Annotated in this window: 15 protein-coding genes and 1 riboswitch; of the genes, 6 read left to right on the plus strand and 9 right to left on the minus strand. The window is 44.2% G+C overall.

Annotated features, from left to right (window positions below):
• The first annotated feature begins 5 nt into the window (after nucleotides 1–5).
• The 4 genes from proC (at nucleotide 6) to ACK1LH_RS04030 (ending at nucleotide 2,731) form a co-directional block, all read left to right on the plus strand.
• Nucleotides 6–845: a pyrroline-5-carboxylate reductase gene (proC, locus tag ACK1LH_RS04015; protein ID WP_411335064.1), complete on the plus strand. Its 840-nt coding sequence runs from the start codon at nucleotides 6–8 to the stop codon at nucleotides 843–845.
• A gap of 335 nt (nucleotides 846–1,180) precedes the next feature.
• Entirely contained in the window at nucleotides 1,181–2,068 is an 888-nt protein-coding gene (locus ACK1LH_RS04020; RefSeq protein ID WP_029283574.1) for a YitT family protein, read from the plus strand.
• 264 nt (nucleotides 2,069–2,332) lie between these two features.
• Complete coding sequence (locus ACK1LH_RS04025) at nucleotides 2,333–2,443, plus strand: YhdX family protein (protein WP_087946378.1); 111 nt, start codon at nucleotides 2,333–2,335, stop codon at nucleotides 2,441–2,443.
• Between the two features lie 102 nt (nucleotides 2,444–2,545).
• On the plus strand, nucleotides 2,546–2,731 hold the full coding sequence (locus ACK1LH_RS04030) for a hypothetical protein (RefSeq protein WP_342826414.1): 186 nt from the start codon (nucleotides 2,546–2,548) through the stop codon (nucleotides 2,729–2,731).
• Nucleotides 2,732–2,785: 54 nt separating this feature from the next.
• Here the strand turns inward: ACK1LH_RS04030 and ACK1LH_RS04035 are convergent, their stop codons facing one another.
• From ACK1LH_RS04035 to ACK1LH_RS04055, 5 genes are all read right to left on the minus strand, one after another.
• Complete coding sequence (locus tag ACK1LH_RS04035; RefSeq protein ID WP_411334562.1) at nucleotides 2,786–8,728, minus strand: lamin tail domain-containing protein; 5,943 nt, start codon at nucleotides 8,726–8,728, stop codon at nucleotides 2,786–2,788.
• A gap of 212 nt (nucleotides 8,729–8,940) precedes the next feature.
• On the minus strand, nucleotides 8,941–9,702 hold the full coding sequence (locus ACK1LH_RS04040; RefSeq protein ID WP_411334563.1) for an anti-sigma factor domain-containing protein: 762 nt from the start codon (nucleotides 9,700–9,702) through the stop codon (nucleotides 8,941–8,943).
• Entirely contained in the window at nucleotides 9,695–10,258 is a 564-nt protein-coding gene (locus ACK1LH_RS04045; protein WP_029283581.1) for an RNA polymerase sigma factor, read from the minus strand. The genes ACK1LH_RS04040 and ACK1LH_RS04045 overlap by 8 nt, the downstream gene beginning before the upstream one ends.
• A 176-nt stretch (nucleotides 10,259–10,434) precedes the next feature.
• Nucleotides 10,435–11,478, minus strand: coding sequence for a ribonucleotide-diphosphate reductase subunit beta (locus tag ACK1LH_RS04050; protein ID WP_411334564.1), 1,044 nt, complete (start codon nucleotides 11,476–11,478; stop codon nucleotides 10,435–10,437).
• 17 nt (nucleotides 11,479–11,495) lie between these two features.
• Nucleotides 11,496–13,766: a ribonucleoside-diphosphate reductase subunit alpha gene (locus ACK1LH_RS04055; protein WP_411334565.1), complete on the minus strand. Its 2,271-nt coding sequence runs from the start codon at nucleotides 13,764–13,766 to the stop codon at nucleotides 11,496–11,498.
• A gap of 184 nt (nucleotides 13,767–13,950) precedes the next feature.
• Nucleotides 13,951–14,135, minus strand: a riboswitch (cobalamin riboswitch).
• Nucleotides 14,136–14,341: 206 nt separating this feature from the next.
• Between ACK1LH_RS04055 and dat the strand changes: the two genes are divergently transcribed.
• Complete coding sequence (gene dat / locus ACK1LH_RS04060) at nucleotides 14,342–15,199, plus strand: D-amino-acid transaminase (protein WP_029283587.1); 858 nt, start codon at nucleotides 14,342–14,344, stop codon at nucleotides 15,197–15,199.
• A gap of 37 nt (nucleotides 15,200–15,236) precedes the next feature.
• On the opposite strand, the gene nhaC is transcribed toward dat, so the two are convergent.
• Entirely contained in the window at nucleotides 15,237–16,613 is a 1,377-nt protein-coding gene (gene nhaC / locus ACK1LH_RS04065) for a Na+/H+ antiporter NhaC (protein WP_029283589.1), read from the minus strand.
• A gap of 217 nt (nucleotides 16,614–16,830) precedes the next feature.
• Nucleotides 16,831–17,346, minus strand: coding sequence for a universal stress protein (locus ACK1LH_RS04070; protein ID WP_051827417.1), 516 nt, complete (start codon nucleotides 17,344–17,346; stop codon nucleotides 16,831–16,833).
• A 187-nt stretch (nucleotides 17,347–17,533) separates the two neighbouring features.
• On the opposite strand from ACK1LH_RS04070, the gene ACK1LH_RS04075 reads away from it, so the two are divergent.
• Nucleotides 17,534–19,861 (plus strand): transglycosylase domain-containing protein, encoded by a 2,328-nt coding sequence (locus tag ACK1LH_RS04075; protein ID WP_081870258.1) that lies wholly within the window; start codon nucleotides 17,534–17,536, stop codon nucleotides 19,859–19,861.
• Nucleotides 19,862–20,413: 552 nt separating this feature from the next.
• Here the strand turns inward: ACK1LH_RS04075 and ACK1LH_RS04080 are convergent.
• Together ACK1LH_RS04080 and ACK1LH_RS04085 are read right to left on the minus strand one after the other, a co-directional pair.
• Nucleotides 20,414–20,569, minus strand: a complete 156-nt coding sequence (locus ACK1LH_RS04080) for a hypothetical protein (RefSeq protein WP_168713779.1) — start codon at nucleotides 20,567–20,569, stop codon at nucleotides 20,414–20,416.
• Between the two features lie 170 nt (nucleotides 20,570–20,739).
• Nucleotides 20,740–21,054, minus strand: a complete 315-nt coding sequence (locus tag ACK1LH_RS04085; RefSeq protein WP_411334566.1) for a hypothetical protein — start codon at nucleotides 21,052–21,054, stop codon at nucleotides 20,740–20,742.
• Nucleotides 21,055–21,261: the final 207 nt, after the last annotated feature.

The raw sequence follows: 21,261 nt of genomic DNA on the forward strand, positions 1-21,261 counted from the left end.
CACTTATTACACTACATAAAGAGAGGAAGAACGCTTTGAAGAAACAGACAATTCTTTTTATCGGTGCAGGCCGGATGGCAGAATCCATTATTTCCGGGCTGGTAAAGTCGCCGAATATCGAGGATATTTATGTATCAAATCATAGAAACAGAGAAAAGCTCCTGTATCTTGAGAACAAGTACGGCATCAGGCCTTCGCTTAGCTGGAGCAGTGATGCTGAAAAAGCGGACATGATTCTGCTGGCTATGCCTCCTGAAGCTCACCCAGAATTTCTGAAGGAGCTTAAGCCGGTCTTAGCGGGGCAATTTGTTGTGACGATTGCAGCCGGAATCGGCCCGTCTTTTCTTAAAGAACATCTTGGCCAAGACGTGCCTGCGGCATGGATCATGCCAAATACAGCCTCTGAAATCGGCGAGTCGATGTCACTTGTTGCTTATGGTCAGGCAACTTTAGAACATCATAAGCTGATGCTGAAGGATGTACTGGATGCGATAGGTGAATCAGAAGTTTGCACAGAGGAACAGGTTCATCAATTAACGGCCATTACGGGAAGTGCCCCTGCATTTCTGTATGCATTTGCGGAGAGCCTGATCGAACAGGCAGAGACGTACGGCATTTCACATGAACATGCAGTAAAGCTTGTCTCCCAAATGATGGCCGGTTCCTCTGCCATGCTGAAGCTGAAAAAAGCGCCGAAGGAACTTAGAGAACAAGTGACAACACCAGGAGGAGCTACAGCGGAAGGAATAAACGTTCTTGTAGAGGGTGGATACAGCCGTCTGATTAAGGAAGCGGTTATCGCGACCAATCGAAAAGCATTGGGCAAGTGGCAGGAAAATCAATAGAAAATGAAAAGAGGCTGAGGACGTTCAGGCGCGCTTGGAATCTTTAATTGTTGTCTGGCGCTTGCCCGTCCCATTACAGAGGGTGCAGGTTTTCTTGAAAAAAGGCAGCTTGGATCTGATTTTTCCTTTTCCATTGCATTTCAAACAAATGTTGACCAGTTTCATCCGCATCACCGTCCGAATTTTCTTTATTTTTATTTTATCACAGAGATTTGCAGCAATCACCCGGATAAAGGGTGGTTTTTTTTTGCTCATTAGTCATGCCGCGCTCATTCTCTACTTATATTTAATATATAAATCCACAAGAAAAAGAGTGACTAAAAGGAGGAGGATAAATGGAGCCCCATCAAGTTTCCTTGATCAAACAGCATAAAAAGCTGCCAAAAGCAGAGATTGGAAAGCGGATGGTGCTCATTTGTTCGGGTGCGGTCCTTATGGCTGTCGGTCTTGAGATTTTCCTCGTTCCAAATCGCATCATTGACGGCGGAATTGTGGGAATCTCAATTATTCTGTCTCACCTGACAAATATGAAGCTGAGTCTTTTTCTCTTTTTTCTCAATGTCCCTTTCCTGTTCATCGGCTACAATCAGATCGGAAAAACATTTGCTCTTTCCACTCTGTTTGGGGTTGTCGTGCTGAGTTTTGCAACGGCTCTTTTGCATCCTGTTCCTGTTTTAACCGAAGATCTGCTTCTCGCGTCTGTTTTTGGAGGGATTATTCTCGGTATTGGCGTTGGTCTTGTCATCAGATACGGCGGCTCGCTTGACGGTACGGAAATTCTCGCTATTCTCTTTAACAAGCAGTCTCCTTTTTCTGTAGGGGAACTGATTATGTTCTTTAACCTTTTTATCCTTGGAAGTGCAGGATTTGTTTTTGGATGGGACCGGGCCATGTATTCGCTGATTGCATATTTTATTGCCTACAAAACGATAGATGTCGTCGTTCAGGGGCTTGATGAATCAAAATCTGCCTGGATCATCAGTGAAAATCCAGATGAGGTCGGTCAGGCTATTCTTGCCAGGCTTGGACGGGGAGTCACTTATTTAAACGGAGAAGGCGCCTATACAGGTGAAGGAAAGAAAGTCATATTCTGCGTGATTACAAGACTTGAAGAAGCTAAGCTGAAACTGATTGTCGAAGAGCTCGATCCTTCCGCATTTTTGGCAGTAGCAAATATTACTGAAGTCAGAGGAGGAAGGTTTAAAAAGAGGAGCATTCACTAACATGACACAGTCCGGAAAAAAACATCATCAATTGATGGAATAAGACATTTCCTGCATAAGTCATTAGTCCTTTTTTTGGACGGTTCGCCAAAATGTACGTCTAAGTGGATTTTCAACTGAAAAAAGTCGAAACTTTGCCGACAAAGTAGGATGAACTTTCCTATCCTTTTACACAGACTTCAAAAATTCGTCAAATAAATAGGGCGAAATTATTATTTACTAAATTTTCAGATTAATTATGATATCAATAAAGGAGGAGATAAAATGGGTAAAGGAAGAATTCGTGTGGAAGAGAGCATTAAAGTGCAGACTGATGAGGAAATGTATGAAGCGACTTTAATTGAGAAAGCGGAAGAAGAAGCTGTAAAGCCGTAAATCCTGCTGCCATGTGAATCCTTGACACATTTGTCTCTTGAAAAGGCAGATCATCCGGAATATAGTTAGAACATACCTTAAAATGGAAACGGGGGATGAGCAATGCCGCTCTGGGCTTGGCTTCTGGCCGGATTTCTCGTACTTGTTCTTATAGGATGGATCAGTGACCTGCGATCAAAACGAAGACGAAAGCTGAATGTTTATCACTCCGACCCTAAAGCTGAAGCAATGAGAGCTGAACAGCAGATTCATAATCATAACCGCGATATGGATCATTTTGGGCTATAAACTAAAAGGAGGCGATCACGCTGGATCGTCTCCTTTTTATTGTTCGAGGTTTTCTTATGAAACGCTTCTTTTTCTTCTTTGGTAAAGCAAAACTGATGCTCCGGCGAAGATAAATAAGCCTCCTGCAGCAAGCAGGTTGTACATGTCTGTTGCAGTGGAAGGCAAATGGCTTCCTTTAGCTGCATCATTGCTGTCCTCTGGTGTACTGTCATGATCACGTGCCGAATCCTCATTGTCTGGAACCCGGGGATTTTCAGACTCCTTAGCCTGGCCGTTTTTATCTGGGGAAGCACCAGGGCCGTTATTGCCGCTGTCTTCTCCCGGATTACCGCCGTCAGCAGGAGGATTTCCAGTATTCTCTCCGCCGCCCGCAGGAGGTGCAGAAGGGTCTTCTTCATCAGGAACCGTTACTTTCTCTCCTTTTGTGAAGGACCAGATGTCAGAAACGGTGTTTCCTGTAAACGAATCTTCGGCTGATGCGTACCAGAAATAGGTTTGGCCGGTTTCAAGGCCTGTCCAGATTGTTTCTGCAATCGAGCCGCTTTCTATGTTTTCATCCGAGCCGATTGCCTGATCGGTATAAACATTTACTGAGAAAGAATCGGTGGCAATTCTCTTCTCGGCAGGGGCAAGGTCAAGACTGATCTCAAACTCATCCATTTCAGGGAATTCATCCGTATCGTAATAGTTATAATCATCTAAATAAGGTGAATACGTATTGACAAGTATTCTGTTGTTGTCCTGATCAAAATGAAGCAGCCTCATATATCCCTGCCCGCCTTCAGGGCCTGCCTGATAATCAGCAAGCATTTGAGTAACCGTGCGGTCAGGCGTGCCGTCGCCGTTATCGTCAATTTGATCAATGTACGTTTTTGCGGCATGATAGTGGCCGCTCAGTACAGCAAATACGTTTTTATTTGGAACGACTACTTCATTATATAATTTCTCTCCCAATGGGTGACGTGTGCCGCTTGCCAGTAAATACTCATGGAAGCTTAAGATGGCCTTTCGTTCAGGGTAGGCGGAAAGAACATCATTCATCCAGGCTATCCCTTCATCTGTTACTCCCCAGCCAAGATAAACCATGATGTAGTCATTGCCTCCGGCTGAAATTAAATCGTAGTGGCCGCGGTTGTTAAGATAGGAGCCGCCGTAATAATCTTTTGATTGAAAGCGGTCCTCTCCAAAATAACGATAGTAATCGGTATAGTCGTTTGATACCTGATCAACATCATGGTTACCGGCCAGCACCCCGTACGGGATGTTTTGATCGTCAAGCACCTTCATTGACGTATCGGCATTTTTCCACTGCTTTTCATCTGTAGAGATATTGACAAGATCTCCGGTATGGAAGACATACTTAATCTTTAACTCTTCCTGTTTTTGGGCAATCCATTCTGTCTGGCGCTGGTAAATATGCGGGTAGCTTTCCGAATAATACTGCGTGTCGGACATCCAGGCAAATGTGTAATCATACTCTTCCGGACTTTTTGGAATCTCATCTTGTACAAGAACATTGATTTTTGAGCCTTTTACAAATTCTCCTGCTTGCACGCTTCCGGTAAGTTCGAAGTCCTCTGTCCCTGCAATTTCAACATCTACCAAGGACCAGTTCTTTTGCTTATGGCTCCAGGCATACATGGATACTTTTCTGCCTTCTAATGAATTTCCGTCCCATTTAAGCTCAATGTGGTCACTATCATCCACAGCCGGATCAACAGTTACATCGAATCTGTGATAAGGGAACTGGGTGCTTGAATCTGTCGTCAGATAAGTGCCGTCTTTTTTTGACGTCAGCTGTATATCTTCAGACGTAAAAGCCTGTTCGCCTGCCGGTGCTTGCTGCTTGGGCGGTTCTGTGTCCGCTGCATGTTTGAATGATTTAACACTGCTGTCAGACGGTGTATATTGATACCCTTTATAAAAGGAGACGTTCATGCTGTCGTTTGAAGGGTCCGTTACCTTTACCTGCAGCTTCGGATCGCCTGCAGGAAGTCCTTTTGCACCGTCTGCCGGTCCAATCAGTTCAATTTTGTCTGGATTTTCGTTTGCCGTTTTAAATTTGATGACTTTCTCAGCGTGATTTCCTGCCTTATCTGCTGCTTTAACTGTTAATTGATGGTCACCGGGCTTCATCTTCCCGGAGGTGGTGCTGTACGGAAGATCAATTTTTGCACCATCAAGCCATGTCTCTGAAGAAGCAATGCCTGCTATTGAATCCTCGATCCCCGCATTGATTTCAAATAAACCTTTGTATTCTTTGCCTTCATCAATTGAAGGAGTGATAACCGGAGCCGTATTGTCTACTTTAACAGCGGCTGTCACGGCATGATTTAAATGTTGTACAGATATGATATGGTCTCCGTCAAACGAAGATTTTGTATTCCATTTATAGGTTTTGCTTGCTGCAAGTTCATCTGCAAGCTGGAAAGAAAAATCTTCAAACGGGTGAGCATCATTCATGGTCATAATTTTCTTTTCATCTGCGAAATTGTCCGGTCTCAGGACAGTGCCGTCGGATAAAACAAGTCTTACGTTACGAATTGTATAATCATCACGGTTTTCCTCTGATTCAAGATCAAATGGCGACGCTTTATTTCCGGAACGGACTGTGAGAATATTTTCGCCTGTCTGTATTCTCTCAGGATCAATCGGAACGGTGTACGTTTTCCAGTCTGTTAACCAATCCTTGTCCATTAAATAAAGGATGTCCTCGCCCATCGTAACAGCGTTCTGGAAATACGTGTTGAGACCGTTCGCCTCAAATGCGAAATACGCGGTGCGCTCAATAGAACGGTAGGTTTCCTCTGCCTCTTTACCGTCAATTTTAATGGAAATCTGATCAGGATTTCCCTCTTTTGCTGTAGCTTTTATGACTTTTTCTCCGCTTAGAATCTGTCCGTTTTCAAGATTCAACCGAAGATCGGCACCATCAAAATCACTTGTAATGGCAATTTTCTTTTTGCCGCTGACTGTTTCATTCATTCCGTCTGAGACAGTAAAATAATATTCGACTGATTTTCTTCCAATCAGGTCCGGTGAGTAAATAGTATGGTGATAAAGCATATCATCATAATTTTCTTTTAAGATCGCGCTTTGGTAGTCTGACTGGTTATCGACTTTATAAAAAAGGCGGACAGATTTAACGGATTGATCATCCTTGGCATCTGCCAGAATATGAATATCTTCTTTTTGATCGATTTTAGTCAGATCGGTCAGGTCCTGAATGGACGGTGGATTCTTATCCTGTTTCAGGGTGACGGGCTTTTTTGGGATCTGATAGTCTTCTACCGTTCCTGGAGCTGCCTGTTTCATCCCTGCACTTACCTTTACTTGAACAGTTGAGCCGTCAGCCGGGTATGTGTACAAGATTCCTTTGTCTGCAGCAGTGTCGTCTTTTCCTGTTTGCTCATTGTAGTAGGCAACGGAAATTTCTTTATTTGTATTCGTAGAAACAACGAGTCCGCGGGCACTTCCATTCGCCATTCCTGCACTGTAAATGCGGACAATATCTTTATTCTCTTCTAAGCTTGTACCGTAATTTTTGTTAAAGTCGGATACAGTGCTGTTTTTGTTTTCTTCGTTGATCATCCAGAAAACAAGCGTCCTGCCTGAAGGGATGACAATGTCATCAGGGACCGATGCCCAAACGACATCAGTTGCCGCCTCCATGCCGTAGCGGTAATTAATCTTGTAATCTTTGAAATTCACGGCCTGATTTGTATTGTTGTAGATTTCAATAAACTCATAGCCGTCAGCTGAGCCGACATTTGTCGAATCCGGCACTACCTCTGTTACAAGGAATGGAGGGAGCTTTTCCGTATCAGCATCAGGAATGTTTACTTTGATTTTGAATTCTTTCGTTGCTGCTGTGTTGGTCCCGTCTGATGCCTCGATATAGTAAACAAGATCCGAGAGAACATCTGAACCCGGAATAATGGCTTTGAACTGCTCTGGCTTTGCTGCATCTGAGTTCATTGGAATTGAGATAAATGTGCCGTCTTTATCTGATTTGTAATAAAGCGTGGCAAATGGAGCGGCTTTATCGTCGGTTACTTCAGCCGTCATTTCAATATCTTTAAATCCTTCTGCTTCTTTTAGCTGTGTGTGTGTAATTTCGGGCTTAACCGTGTCCACGGCTTTTTCAGGAACTTTCACAGGCTGAGCAGGTACCTGACTTGCAGAAAAGGCTCCGGGATCAGGGTCTGCGAGAGTCTGCAGCTTGACCATCTCAGTACCTGTTTCAGGGTACTTATATTTTACGGTTTTTCCGTTATTATCGGTTTCATTGGCCAAGTATGAGGCAGAGATGATTTCCGCTCCTGTACGGTCTTTGATGGCAATGCCCCTGTTTCCGCCATTTGCAAAGCCTGGGAATGTGTCTTTAAAGGATGCAAGGTTTTCAGTGCCCAGTGAAGTTCCAAACTGCCTGTTAAAATCATCTGCTTTCAGATCACCATTATTAAACCATAGGACAAGTGATTCCTGGGGGCTGATGGAAAGACCTTCAGGAAGCTGAAAAGGCAGTTCATTTCCTGTGTCTGTATAACGGTAGATAAATGAGTAGTCAGAGAGGGACTGCATTTGGTCTGTATTGTTGTAGACTTCGAAATATTCATAGTAATCCGTTCCTGCACCTGCAGAGTTTGGAGAAATCTCGGTGATCAAAAGGTGAGGAAAGGTTTCAAAGTCTTCCGGATTATCAGGCTGCGGTTCTTCCGGCGGGTCTTCAGGATTTTCAGGTTTCTCAATTGAAACCTCATAATCAGCTCCGCTGTTGTTCAAAATCACCCTGTTGTTGGGATCGGTGATTTCTATGTAATAGAAAAAGCTTTTGCCGGTCAGTTCTTCTTGTGGTACGGATGCACTGAAAACATCGCCTTCAGCAGTCATGGGCAGTTTAATGTAGTCTTCTGCCGTTTTGTAATAAAGGGTTGCCTTATGATCAGCCGTGTCATCTTTTATAACTGCAGAGATGCTGGCCGCACTTCCTGCAGCTGCAGATTTTAAGGGCTCGTGACTTGCTGACGGGGCAGCATTCTCGGGTGTCTCCACAATTTCCAAAGGAGCCTGGGATTCAAGGATGGTTCCGGGAGTCGGGGCCGCTTTTGCTTCAAGTTTTTTCATTTCGGTGCCGGTTTCCGGGAATGTAAAATGGACAGACCTTCCGCTGCTGATATCTTCGCCAAGATATGCGGCTGATATGATGTCTCCGTTTTGTCCTGTAATGGCAAAGCCGCGGCTGCCGCCATTTGCAAAGTTAGGTGTGCCTGTAAATTCAACGACCTGCTCTTGTGTTAATTGCACGCCGTATTTCTGATTGAAGTCTTCAAGGGTTTTATTTGACAGGTTCAGCCAAAGTACCGCTGTCTTTCCTGACCCTACTTCAAAAGGGCGGAACACCGCAGGTTTATCAGGGCTGCTGCCGTCTGTGTAGCGGAGAGAAATGGTGTAATGATCAAGCATGATTGCTTTATTTGTCGGGTTGTGAACTTCTATGTACTCAAATTCGTCAGCACCGGTATTGTCGGGCATGATTTCCGTGATGAGAAGCGGCAGGGCAGTTGTCTTTGCTGCTGGGCTTTCTTGTTCAGCAGCTGCCTGTTCAGGGGCTTTTTCTTTTTCATCTGCTGCTTGTTCAGGTGAAGCGGGATGTTCTGTTTCTTTTTGCTCGGTTTGAGGGGTTTCCGCTTTTTGAGGTTCAGCCGGCTCCTCGTTCGTCACCGCTGCGTCTCCATGGCCGGGAACTTCAGCCTGCTGATTCCCTTTGTCTGCAGGCAATTCGTTTTCACTCTCTGGCTGCTCAGGAATTGGGGCAGGCTCTGATGGAGGTTCTGTTTCAGTTGTTTCTTTCTGGTCAATTACGATGGCTTCAGTCCCGTCAGCATTATTTTCTGCATAGACCATTGACGGAGCAAAAGCCGTTAGCAAATTTGAGGCAAGCATGACAAGAATGAAGGGAATAATGAGATAGGTCTTTCTTTTTTTGCGGGTCATGACAATCTCCTTTTTTACAAATTATTTACACAAATTCCATTTTAGATGGATGATGTAGTACTTAAATGAATTTTCTGTAAATTTATTGTAAATATTAGAGTTTATTGTTTAATTTTGGTGGTTTTTGCCGAAAAGGGCAGCGGCAAAATACGGAGAAAGGGGGTTTAAGCACAAAAAAAAGAGGGTACGGTATTACCGTACTCTCTGGGGGACTATAGCTGTGACGCAAGTACAACAGCGCCTTCAGGAGCTTTATTTCCTGCTTTTGGTTCAATCGTTATGGCTATCGTATCCCAGTTGAATCCGCCTTCCAGATTCATTTCGTACATGACGGCACCATGTCCGGATGAATCTGGAACGAATGAACCTGCCGCTACCGGCTTGTCATTTTCTATCAGCCATACCTGATATACTTCGCCTTCATTCAACTGCTTCAGCTGCTCGGCCTGAAGGAAGACCATTTCTTTAGAGTCTTTTTTCATCAGGGCTGCCATAGCTGTTGATTCGCTCAGCTGATCATCAACAGGTGCAAGTGCAACCTGTTTTTTTAGATCGTCCATACTGAAAGCTTTTTCCTGAGGTGGTTCATTCTCCATCTGAGTGACAAAATAAGCATTTCCAAGCAATGATGCAAAGAGCAGAGCTGCAACAGACGGGAGGACAAATCGGTTTGGCCGTTTTTCGGACTTGATTTGAACCGGAGTGTAGACCATCTTCTTTTGGTCATCTTTATTTTGCTCAACCACAGCAGAATCAGATTCAAACACATTTCCAAGAATGCGCTGCTTCATTTCCCGGGGAGGCTGCACAGGCTCAGAGAGATAAGGGAGGTCTTCGGTCAGCGAGGTTAATTCCTGAAATTCTTCTCTGCAATCAGGGCAGGACTCCAAATGAGCTTCAAACTCGGCCTTTTCTGCCGGTGTCAAATTTTCACTAAAATAATCATACAGCTTTTCACACATTTGGCTACTCATCCATAACCCTCCCTTCTTTTTCAAGCATGCTCCTCAGGTGTTTCAGCGCAAGCCTTATTCGTCCTTTCACTGTTCCAAGCGGTATCTGGTACACATCCGAGATCTTCTGCTGGGTAAACCCTTTAAAATAGAAAAGTTCTATCATCTGCTGCTGGTCCTTTTTCAGTTTGGACACAGCTTCTCTTAAAATCTCGCCTTTTTCCATCCATTCAACCTCATGTTCGACGGATTGTTCCGGAGTGGAAACAGAGTCCTTTTCTAATATTTCGACGGTGTCCGCCTTTTTATGTTTGCGAATCAGGTCAATGGCCTGATTTCTTGTGACGGTTAATAGCCAGGAGGTGAATTTTCCTTTGCTGCTGTCGTAGACACTTTTCCCGTGCCACAGCTTCATAAAAACATCCTGAAGAACTTCTTCAGCGAGAGTATGATCATGAGTGATGCGGAAGGCAAAAGAGTAAAGCAGTTTTTCGTAGCGGTCGTACATAGCTTCCAGAGCATCCTTGTCTTTCCTCAGGATCCTTTCGTACAACTTAGCGTCGTCGTTTACTGTCATCTCCTAATCTCCTCTAATTTAATCAGACATTCGTCTAAATTAAAGAATATCATTTATTGTCGCATATTGGAAAGCGGGAGACGGTTTATTCCTGCTGTAAAGCTAACGGATTAAATATAATTTTGTATCACATTTCCAAAAAAAAAACGCCGTAGTGGCGTTTTTTTACAAATGATTTACAAATCATCAAATCCGTTGTCAATTGAGTTGACCTTTGTATACTGTCTTGACTTCTGCTCGAAAAAGTCTGATTTTCCGAGGTCAACCTCTTCGTAGGCCTTGATCCATTTCAGCGGGTTTGTCCGGTTTGCTTCAAACGGACGCTCAAAGCCCAGCTGATTGCATCTTACGTTTGCATAAAATTTAATATAATCTTCCACATCCTGCATATGGATGCCGTCGATTTTGTTCCCGATAATGGTGCGTCCCCACTCGATTTCAAGGGTGGCTGCTTCTTTAAAGGTTTTCTGAACGAATGCTGCCAGCTCAGGTGTATTATACTCCGGATATTCGCGGAGAATTTCCTTGAAAATTTTCACGAACAGATCCACATGAATTTGCTCATCCCGATTAATATAGTTAATCATCGTGGAGGTGGCGACCATTTTTTGATTACGCGCGAGATTATAAAAATACGCGAATCCCGAGTAGAAAAAGAGCCCTTCAAGAATGACGTCATACACAATCGATTTCAGCAGGTTCAGCACATTCGCTTCCTCCGCAAACGCCTGATAGCCGTTTGTCACAAATTCATTTCTCTTCCGCAGCGTCGGTTCGCTGCGCCAGTATTCAAACACTTCATCCTGAACATGCTTTGGAACGATGCTTGATAAAACATATGAGTAGGAATGGTTGTGGATGACTTCCTGCTGGGCGAGCATAATCATCAGGGCATTGATGCTTGAGTCTGTGATATACTCCGCTACTTTTCCGGCATAATCAGTCTGGATGCTGTCAAGAAGGGCGAGAAGGCCGATGATTTTAAGAAATGCCTCCTGTTCGTCACCTGAAAGTTCGGGAAACTGTTTTATGTCCCCCGACATGTTGATCTCAAACGGCGTCCAGAAATTGGAGAGCATTTTCTTGTATTTTGCATAAGCCCAGGGATAGGATACGTCGTCCCAGTTTAAAACATTGGAGCTCCTTCCATTAATGATGGAAGTTGAACGGTTTGGTGCAGAAGCGTCCATGATCGGACGCGCGTTCAATGAATGTGTCATATACGATCTCTCCTTTATCAGCTTGCGCAGGATTCGCAGTCTTCGATATCGCTTGATGTTGACCGGACGTAGTAAGTGGTTTTAAGACCCGCTTTCCATGCTGTCAGGTGCAGGTCGAGCAGCTCTTTTGCTTTTATGGTGTTGCGGACGTAAAAGTTAAATGAGACAGATTGATCGATGTGCTTTTGTCTGGCTGCGTTCTGTTTAATGCTCCACATCTGGTCAATCAAATAGGCTGACTTATAAAACCAGGTGGTTTCTGCATTCAAGTCCGGTGCAGTAACAGGTATTTTGTAGTCTTTTTTCTCTTCAGAGTACATTTTTTGAAAAATAGGATCGATGCTTGCCGTGCTTCCCGCGAGAATCGATGTTGAAGCATTCGGGGCAACGGCCATTAAATATCCGTTTCGGATGCCGTTTACTTTAATCTTTTCTGAAAGCTCATCCCATGGCATAGAGTCAGATGTATAGTTTCTGTTCTTAAAGTAGTCGCCGGTATGCCAGCCTGAACCTTCAAAGACAGGATAGGCGCCTTTTTCTTCCGCAAGCCTCATGCTTGCCTGAATCGTGTAAAAGGCTATTTTTTCATAGAGTTCATCCGCATACTGAACGGCTTCTTCGTCTTCCCAGCGCAGACGCTTAAGAGCAAGAAGGTGGTGCCATCCAAAGGTTCCGAGGCCGACTGCCCGGTACTTTTGGTTTGTGAGCTTAGCCTGAAGAACGGGAATGTCATTTAAATCGATGACGTTATCGAGCATTCTGACCTGAACGTGGATCAGCCGCTCAAGCACATCATCTGACACAGCGCGGGCAAGGTTGATGGAAGAGAGGTTGCACACAACAAAATCTCCCGGTGTTTTAACAGTAATGATTTTGCCGTCTTCTGTATACTGTTCATCCATTGTTGTCGGGCTTTGGTTCTGAGTGATTTCTGTACAGAGATTGCTGCAGTAAACCATTCCTTTATGCGCATTGGGATTTTTCCGGTTCACTTCATCCCGGTAAAACATAAAGGGGGTCCCTGACTCAAGCTGGCTTTTCATAATGCCCTTCATAATGTCAATTGCAGGAACGGTAGTTTTTGAGAGTTCCGGATGATTGGCGCATTCCCAATATTTTTCGCGGAACGACCCTGCGCCTTTTTGCTCATCATAATAATCTTCCAAGGAGTAACCCATGACTTTCCGAACTTCATGAGGGTCGAACAAATGCCACTCTCCGCGGTTTTCAGCCTGTTCCATGAAAAGGTCCGGCAGGCAGACGCCGGTGAAGAGGTCATGTGTGCGTAAACGCTCATCCCCGTTGTTCAGCTTGGAATCAAGGAAGGAATAGATATCCTTGTGCCAGACGTCGAGGTAAACGGCGATCGCACCTTTTCTTTGCCCGAGCTGATCCACGCTTACCGCCGTATTGTTCAGCTGCTTCATCCACGGTATGACACCGGACGATACTCCTTTAAAGCCTTTAATATCACTCCCGCGGCTGCGGATTTTCCCGAGATAAACGCCGATGCCTCCGCCTGATTTTGAAAGATTGGCAATGTCTGTGTTGCTGTCGAAGATGCCCTGCAGACTGTCATCAACTGTATCAATAAAACAGCTGGACAGCTGTCCGACAGGCTTTCCTGCGTTTGACAAAGTCGGAGTCGCAACGGTCATATATAAATTGCTGAGTGCCCAGTACGCTTCTTTTACAAGCTGGAGGCGGTGTTCCGTTTTCTCCTTTGCCATCAGCGTCATGGCGATGACGAGATACCTCTCCTGGGGAAGCTCATAAACCGACTTGTCATAATCTCTCGCAAGATACCGGTCAGAGAGTGTCCGGAGCCCGATGTATGTAAAAAGCTTGTCTTTGTCATGGTCAATGACTTCTGAAAGCTGTTCAATTTCTTCTTCGGAATAAGAGTCAAGAAGGTGTCTGCTGTAGATGCCTTTTGCTGTAAGGGTTTTAATCAGCGACAGAAAGGTGCCGCCTCCTGATTCCCTGTTATATGCCGCTTCTTTATACAGCTTTTTTAGATAAATCCGGGCACAGAAAAAGGTCCATTCCGGCTGAAGCTCACTGATATTTGAAAGGCCTTCGAGAATGAGCAGGTTGGTCACCTGAGAGGCAGAACAGACAGTCCGGCCTTCCATGCTTTGAACAGCTCTTTCGGTGTATGTATGGAGGTCAAGCTCTTTAAAATCTTTTCCGGTTTCAGAAATAAAGTCAGTCAGCCGCTGCGGTGAGAACGGGGCTTTTTCGTTTGTCAGTTCGTTTACGATGACAGTGGTTATTTTGGTTGCCATAAGACATCCTCCTCATTTATAGTTCGGATTTCCGTATAACGGTCATTGATCTTTCAGGAAAAAAACTGCGGAAAATCAAAAAAACCGCCCATGAGAACATGAGCGGATCAAACGATAGAATAAGAGGGTGCACGCATCCCTGTTACTGGCCATCGTTTCATCTCCTCAGTCCCCGAAGAATTCGAAACTTCTGCAAATCTAAGGCAGGTCTCCTGACTTGTGATCACTCTGCGCTGAGTCCTTCCCATACATTTCTCTCGTACAGTGGTATTCCCAGTTCGTCACACTTACAGTTGCGGGGACAGTTCCGGATTTGCACCGGATTCCCTTTTAAGCCAACATGTTGGCACCTTGATTCGCTGATTATTTCAATATGTGGTATGTAGTTTTAGTAGTAAAATCAATATGTTGTGTTGTTTGATATTCTCATCATAAATGACATGGGTTATAATTTCAACTGAAATCTATGAAAATGTCGAAAGAAAAATAGAAAACCATTTTACAGTTCAGCGTGTTTCATCATACCATAGGTTAAAGGGAAGGTTACACTAAGTCTTATAAAAAGGAGATTTATCATGTACATACTTGTTAACGGCGAATATAAAAAGCGTGATGAAGTAGCGATTGATCTTGAAGACAGGGGCCATCAGTTCGGTGACGGGGTTTACGAGGTCATCAGGGTATATGATGGGGCATTTTTTGCGATGAAGGAGCATATGGAGCGGTTCATTCGAAGCGCAGAAGAAATCAAAATCGACCTTCCATATACGATAGGGGAGCTGACAGATCAGCTTGAAGAACTTCTCCGCCTGAATAAGACAGAAGACGGCGGTATCTATATGCAGGTTACAAGAGGAGCTGCCGCAAGAAAGCATCTGTTTCCTGGCAAGGGTACGGTTCCTGAATTAACGGCCTATCCAATTCCATGCTCAAAACCGGCAAAAGAGCAGGAGGTAGGGATTTCTCTCAGCCTGCTTGAAGACGTGCGCTGGCTCAGATGCGATATTAAAAGCCTGAATCTGCTGGGCAATGTCCTAGCAAAACAGGAGGCACATGACCGCGGGGATTATGAGGCGCTCCTTCACAGAAGCGGTATGATTACAGAGGGTTCTTCCTCCAATTTCTACGGGGTGAAAAACGGAAGTGTGTTTACTCATCCTGCGAATAACCTGATCCTGAATGGTGTTACGAGAATGAAAGTAGAAGAGCTTTGCAGACAGAACGGAATTGAGTTTCTGGAAGAAAGATTGAGCACTGAAGGTCTTGTCTCTCTTGATGAAGCATTTATCACATCTACGACCAGTGAAGTGATTCCTGTCATAAAGGTTGATGAAGGAAAGATTGGAGAAGGAATTCCAGGCCCGGTCACAAGAAAGCTTCAAAAGCTGTTTGATGAACTGATCGCAAAAGAAACGAAAGTGGTCGAGAAATAATAATAAAAATCCCGCCTGGTTTAGGCGGGATTTTCTGCTAGAGTGTATGTTTCCTGACAGGCAGGAATCCAAAAAGGACAGAAAACAATGGAGACAGGTAGAGAAAGAACGCAAATGGCAGGTACGCTATGACGTCCACACCGAGTGTCTGCGCGAAAAAGGCTCCGCTTACTCCCCAGGGAATAAGGGGATTGATCAGTGTTCCGGCATCTTCAAGGGATCTTGATAAATATTTCTTTTCAACGTTCAGTTTTTCATAGGCCGGTTTAAACGACTGACCGGGAATGAGTATGGACAAATACTGCTCTCCCGTTACGAGATTAACTCCGATTGAAGAAGAAATAGTTGCAAGGATCAGCTGCCCTTTGACTTTAATTCTCTCAATCAATCCGTTTAATAAAGTCTGGATCAGCTGCATTTTATCCATCAATCCGCCTAAAGCAAAGGCGATCATAATCAGCGAAATGGACCACATCATAGACTGAAGCCCGCCGCGGTTAAGCATTTGCTGGACGGTTTCCTGCTGAATATCAAACGCTGTTCCATTTTGCAGAACGGCTAAGAAACCGGAAAGATTTGTCCCGTCCTGAATGAGGAGACCTGTGATGCCGGCCGTTGCAATGCCTGCTGCAAGAGCAGGAATAACAGGAACCCGTGAGATGGCAAGTCCAATCACAATCAGAGGAGAGATCAAGGTCCATGGACTGATTGTGACGTGCTCTTTCATGACCGTCATAATTTCCTTAATGTTATCAAGTGTTGCTCCGTCAGCAGAAAGAGTTGTCCCCATATACCAGAAAAGTGCTGCTGTTATCGCATAAGCGGGAATCGTCGTTTTTGCCATATGGCGGATATGAGTAAAAATATTGACTTCAGCCACACCTGAGGCAAAATTCGTTGTATCTGACATCGGCGACATTTTATCCCCGAAGCATGCCCCGCAAATAACAGCCCCTGCAGCCCATTCAACGGGAACTCCTGCGGCAATGGCCACTCCCATAAGAGCAACTCCGACTGTACTGACCGTTGTAAAACTGCTGCCCACAAGACTTGAAATAATGGTGCAGCATAAAAGAGTCAAAATCAGGAGGTACGCGGGATCTATGATGGACAAAGCGGCCATCATGACAGTAGGTATGGTTCCGCTGAACATCCAGGCTCCAATAAGAATCCCGATTAAAGCAAGAATAATAATAGGCTGAACACCGGATTGAATGCCTTTTACAATCCCGTCCTCAATTTCCTTCCAGGAGTACTTATAAAGAATGGCTGCGCCGCTTAGAAAAACAAGGCAAAGCATCAGCGGAAGATGCGGTTCTGTTTTTAAGTAAAATAAACTGATGAAAATAATGCCGATCATCGATAAAAATAGAATCACTGAACCAGTGAATGAAAGTGATTTTGATTGACTCATAAATTGAAATTCCTTCCTTTTATACTTAAACGCTTTTATGCTTTTGTGCATAAAAGTATTATATCAGTCTATTGATCTATGTCAACTGGTGATAAAAGTAAATGGAACAGGATTAAGCAAGGGACGAAAAAACCCCTGAAACTTTGTTTGTGTCAGGGGTTTTTAAGTGTTTAGCTCTCAAAAAAACGGATGCTTAAAAAAGCACCCGTTAGCACATTTATTTTGCAATCAGCACTGAAATATTTGACTGATGATGCACTTTATCGCTTACTCCGCCGAAAAGCAGTTTTTTAAGGCCGCCTGAATCACTGTTGCCCATAATGATGAGGTCAGCTGCATGTTCATCGGCAAATGAAAGGATGGCATCTGCCGGGGAGCCTGACAGAATCTCAACGTCTCCGGTTGCCTGGTTCTCATCAAGCTTCATTCGGATCCTCGACGAGACCTCATCAGAATGGTCGAAGTGGTCATTTTTAGGCTGATCATCAAACTGGCGTGCCGCATCAGGGGCAACCGGATAGTTCTGAAGGTTATCAGTCAGGTAACCGTTTGCAGGAGCACTCGGAATACCGGGTCTGACGCCTCCAGTATTCATGGCATGCTCTGCCTGATAGACGTGAACAACCGTTAATCGTGTTCCGAGCTGCTTGCTCAGCTGAATTCCTTTAGTTAGAGCTGCTGAACTTTCATCCTGTCCGTCATAAGCTACTACAATGTGGTGAAATGTATCCAAGTTCATTCATTCCTTTCTTTTGGCAGATGATTTCATATTTTTGAAATACCCTGATATTTCCTTGGGAAAACGTTCATCTGTCAGAAATTTAGCTTAGGCGGACAGATTTTTTCATAATTAGGCGTACACCTGTTGTAATTGGGGTAATAAAAGATAGGATTTATTTTTCTATATCAGGGGGTTATCCATGTTTAAGTCACTATTTTCCATAAAGGGTGTGTTCATGAAACTGCTCATCTTCGTGCTGCTTTCAGTCATCCTTGTCTTTATGGTGCACAACTCAGTTATTGCATCGCAGGATGTCAGCAAATTAGAGGAACGAGCAAACGCCCCGACCATTATTTATGATCAAAACGGAGAAATCGCAAGCAAGATCTCAAGCTCCAAACAGGAATGGGTCAAGTATGAAGATGTGCCCGAACACTTTTACGCGGCGCTTCAGGCAACAGAGGACCAAAATTTCTACAAGCATAACGGGATCGATTATATCGGAATTGTCCGCGCTGCATTCAAGAATGTGCTGGCGGGAGGAGTTGTCGAGGGAGGAAGCACGCTGACACAGCAGCTTGCCAAAAATACCCTGCTTACTCACGATCAGACATTTAAACGGAAATTTGATGAGTATTTTATCTCGCAGAAAATTGAAGATGAATATTCAAAGGAAGAAATCCTGGAACTATACGTAAACAAAGTTTATTTCGGAGAGGGTGCCTGGGGACTTAAGCGGGCTTCAAAAGTATATTTTGGAAAAGAGCCTGCAGATTTGACCCTGAACGAATCAGCGATTCTTGTCGGTCTGATTAAAGCCCCGACGAATTATTCACCAGTCAAGAATATGGAAAAGTCTCTCGACCGGAGAGACGTCGTTCTGAAACTGATGAAAGAAGAAAACGTGATTACTGAAGAAGAAATGAACGAAGCGAAAAAGGAAAAAGTCGTTCTTGAAAGAAAAGAACTGGATCAATATAAAGGCCGCTACCCTTCGTACGTAGATCACGTAATTGAAGAAGCGATCAAAAAATACGGATTGACGCAAAATGAAATCCTTGCCGGCGGGTTTGAGATTCATACCGAACTGCGCCAGGACATGCAGTCATCGATCGAAAATGTGTTTAAAGATGATGCGAACTTCCCTGACCTGGGAGGAGATCAGCTGGTGCAAAGCGGTGCCGTTCTCCTGAACCCTAAAACAGGAGGAGTCCAGGCGCTGATCGGCGGCCGCGGAGAACATTCATTCAGGCAATTCAACAGGGCTACACAGCTGAAGAGGCAGCCGGGTTCGACGATGAAGCCGATTTCGGTTTACACGCCCGCTCTTGAAAACGGAATGACCGTTAATTCCAAGCTTGAGGATAAACCTCTGGATATTGACGGATATCAGCCAAAGAATTTTGATGGATCGTACCATGGCGAGGTTACCATGTATGAAGCTTTAATAAAGTCTCATAATGTGCCCGCTGTCTGGACATTAAACGAAATAGGCGTGGCTAAAGGTGTAGATGCAGCCGAGCGCTTCGGACTGCCGATTACCGAAAATGACCGCAACCTGAGTCTTGCACTTGGAGGACTTGATAAAGGGGTTGCACCGCTTAACATGGCCGAAGCCTATTCCGCTTTTCCAAATGACGGCACGCGCGTAGAAGCTCATGCGATCACGAAAATTGTTGATGTGCAGGGCAACACCATTGCGGAATGGAAAAAGAAAGAAACAGAAGTAACGACTAAAGAAGTAGCTCAAACGATGACACACATGATGCTTGGGGTTGTCAAAGAAGGAACTGGTAGAAAAGCTGCTCTCGAAAAGCATGAGCTTGCGGCGAAAACAGGGTCCACCCAGCTTGGCATCGACGGCATCGATGGGACTAAGGACCAATGGGTTGTCGGATATACACCGAACGTAGTTGGTGCGCTATGGCTCGGCTACGATCAGACAGATGAAAATCATTACCTGAAAACATCAAGCAGTGCAACAGCTGCACCGCTTTATAAAGTCATTATGGATGCAGCCCTGAAAAACGAAAAGCCTGAAGACTTTAAACTCGCTCCAATAAAGAAAGAAGAAAAGAAACCCGTGAAGAAAAAAGATACGGGCAAAGAGGAAAAAGAAAAGAAACGGGCTGAAGAAAGAAAAAAAGAAGCTGACAAAAAGGCAGAACAAGATGCCAAAGCAAGAAAAGAAGAACAGGAACGGCTGAAGCAGGAAGAAAAAGCAAAAGCCGATGAAGAAAAGAAACAAGCAGAAGAGAAAAAGCGCCAGGACGAAGAAGCTAAAAAAGCAGCACAAGAAGAAGCGAAAAGAGCAGAAGAAGAGGCGAGGAAAGCAGAAGAAGAAGCACGAAAAGAAGAGCAGCGAAGAAAAGAAGAAGAAAAGAAAAAAGAAAAAGAAAAGCCGGCTGAGCCGCCAGCTGAGGAACCGGAAGAGCCAGCCGAGCCAAGTGAGCCGGCCGAACCGGAAGAACCGCCAGCTGAACCTGCTGAGCCTGCCGAACCTCCGGCAGACAGCGGAGGCGGTTAATATCAGACCGAACAGGAAGACTCCTGTTCGGTTTTTTTGCATGTCATGTGGAATAAAGCCATCAAACCGAAAAATGAGCGGCTTGATGGCACTGAACAGGCAGAATAGAACCATCAAAACCGAAAAATGATCGGCTTGATGGCACTGAACAGGCGGAATAGAACCATCAAAACCGAAAATGAGCAGCTTGATGGCCCTAAACAGGCAGAATAGAACCATCAGAACGAAAAATGAGCAGCTTGATGGCACTGAGCAGGCAGAATAGAACCATCAAAACCGAAAATGAGCAGCTTGATGGCCCTAAACAGGCGTAATAGAACCATCAAAAGCGTGAATCAAAAGCTTGATGGTTCTAAAAGGTCGTAATAGAACCACCAACATCATGAATCAAAAGCTTGGTGGCACTAATCAGGCGTAATAGAACCATCAAAAGCATGAATCAAAAGCTTGATGACACCAGCTCCCGTCACAGCCAGCACAAAACAAAACGAAAAACTAAACACAACAAAAAACCGCATCCATTTACGAACGCGGGTTTTCAAAACTTCTATCTTAAAACATTGGCATAATATACGTAATTAAAAACCATATAATTCCGAAGAAAATAACAAGATATGCTGTGTATTTAATAAAAGTGGCGCCAAGAAGGCTGTTGTTTGTCTTATGCTCTTCTTTTCGTTCAACATTTACTTGTTTGTGCTCAGACATAAGGTTCCTCTCCCTTATTGGTTTTATAGGATAACGTTTAACAGCCAGCCTATTACGACGATTGCTCCAATTACGATTAAAATAGTTCTGATCATAGCAGCGGTCTCCTTTTCTGTGGTGGATTGAAAACAGGGTGTACTGACATTATCTTTTGTAAAAACCCTGCAGCTTTATACCTTTACTTTTTCAGCTGTATTCAGAAAGCTTGATGTAAAGCGTGACTCTGTTGAGCAGATGTCATCCATTTCAGCAAGAAGCTCGCTTGGATTTTCACCGTCAATTAAAACTTTTATCTGATTGGAACTTGACGTCATAAGAGAGAACGTTATCAAAGAAGGAAGTTTTGAAACATCCACAATGCTTCGTCTTCCAGCTATGAAATACACCTTCCCGCTATAATTTTTGGCAAGCTGATTCAAACTGATCAGCTGGTCCATTCTGAATGGATTATGAGTACAAAGACTTGTGGATACTAACTGGCTCATCATGTTCCTCCTTTGATTTTCCTATGTCGTTTGATAGTGTTCTTTACCTTATTTTTAAGATGTTGAAACCTTTCTTTATAAAAATGAGAAAAATAGCGAAAAATCTTAATTGACAAAATAATGAAACGAGTGGTAATCTATTTTAGGAATAATATCAAAAAATTGGTAAAGGAGGGGTACAACATGAAAAAGTTCATTGCACGTCCG

Source organism: Metabacillus indicus, from assembly GCF_046603695.1.
Taxonomy (GTDB): Bacteria; Bacillota; Bacilli; order Bacillales; family Bacillaceae; genus Bacillus_P; species Bacillus_P indicus.

Coding starts and splice junctions, on each gene's coding strand:
- ACK1LH_RS04020 (WP_029283574.1), top strand. CDS start 1,181: ATGGAGCCCCATCAAGTTTCCTTGATCAAACAGCATAAAAAGCTGCCA.
- ACK1LH_RS04025 (WP_087946378.1), top strand. CDS start 2,333: ATGGGTAAAGGAAGAATTCGTGTGGAAGAGAGCATTAAAGTGCAGACT.
- ACK1LH_RS04030 (WP_342826414.1), top strand. CDS start 2,546: ATGCCGCTCTGGGCTTGGCTTCTGGCCGGATTTCTCGTACTTGTTCTT.
- ACK1LH_RS04035 (WP_411334562.1), bottom strand. CDS start 8,728: ATGACCCGCAAAAAAAGAAAGACCTATCTCATTATTCCCTTCATTCTT.
- ACK1LH_RS04040 (WP_411334563.1), bottom strand. CDS start 9,702: ATGAGTAGCCAAATGTGTGAAAAGCTGTATGATTATTTTAGTGAAAAT.
- ACK1LH_RS04045 (WP_029283581.1), bottom strand. CDS start 10,258: ATGACAGTAAACGACGACGCTAAGTTGTACGAAAGGATCCTGAGGAAA.
- ACK1LH_RS04050 (WP_411334564.1), bottom strand. CDS start 11,478: ATGACACATTCATTGAACGCGCGTCCGATCATGGACGCTTCTGCACCA.
- ACK1LH_RS04055 (WP_411334565.1), bottom strand. CDS start 13,766: ATGGCAACCAAAATAACCACTGTCATCGTAAACGAACTGACAAACGAA.
- dat (WP_029283587.1), top strand. CDS start 14,342: ATGTACATACTTGTTAACGGCGAATATAAAAAGCGTGATGAAGTAGCG.
- nhaC (WP_029283589.1), bottom strand. CDS start 16,613: ATGAGTCAATCAAAATCACTTTCATTCACTGGTTCAGTGATTCTATTT.
- ACK1LH_RS04075 (WP_081870258.1), top strand. CDS start 17,534: ATGTTTAAGTCACTATTTTCCATAAAGGGTGTGTTCATGAAACTGCTC.
- ACK1LH_RS04080 (WP_168713779.1), bottom strand. CDS start 20,569: ATGTCTGAGCACAAACAAGTAAATGTTGAACGAAAAGAAGAGCATAAG.
- ACK1LH_RS04085 (WP_411334566.1), bottom strand. CDS start 21,054: ATGAGCCAGTTAGTATCCACAAGTCTTTGTACTCATAATCCATTCAGA.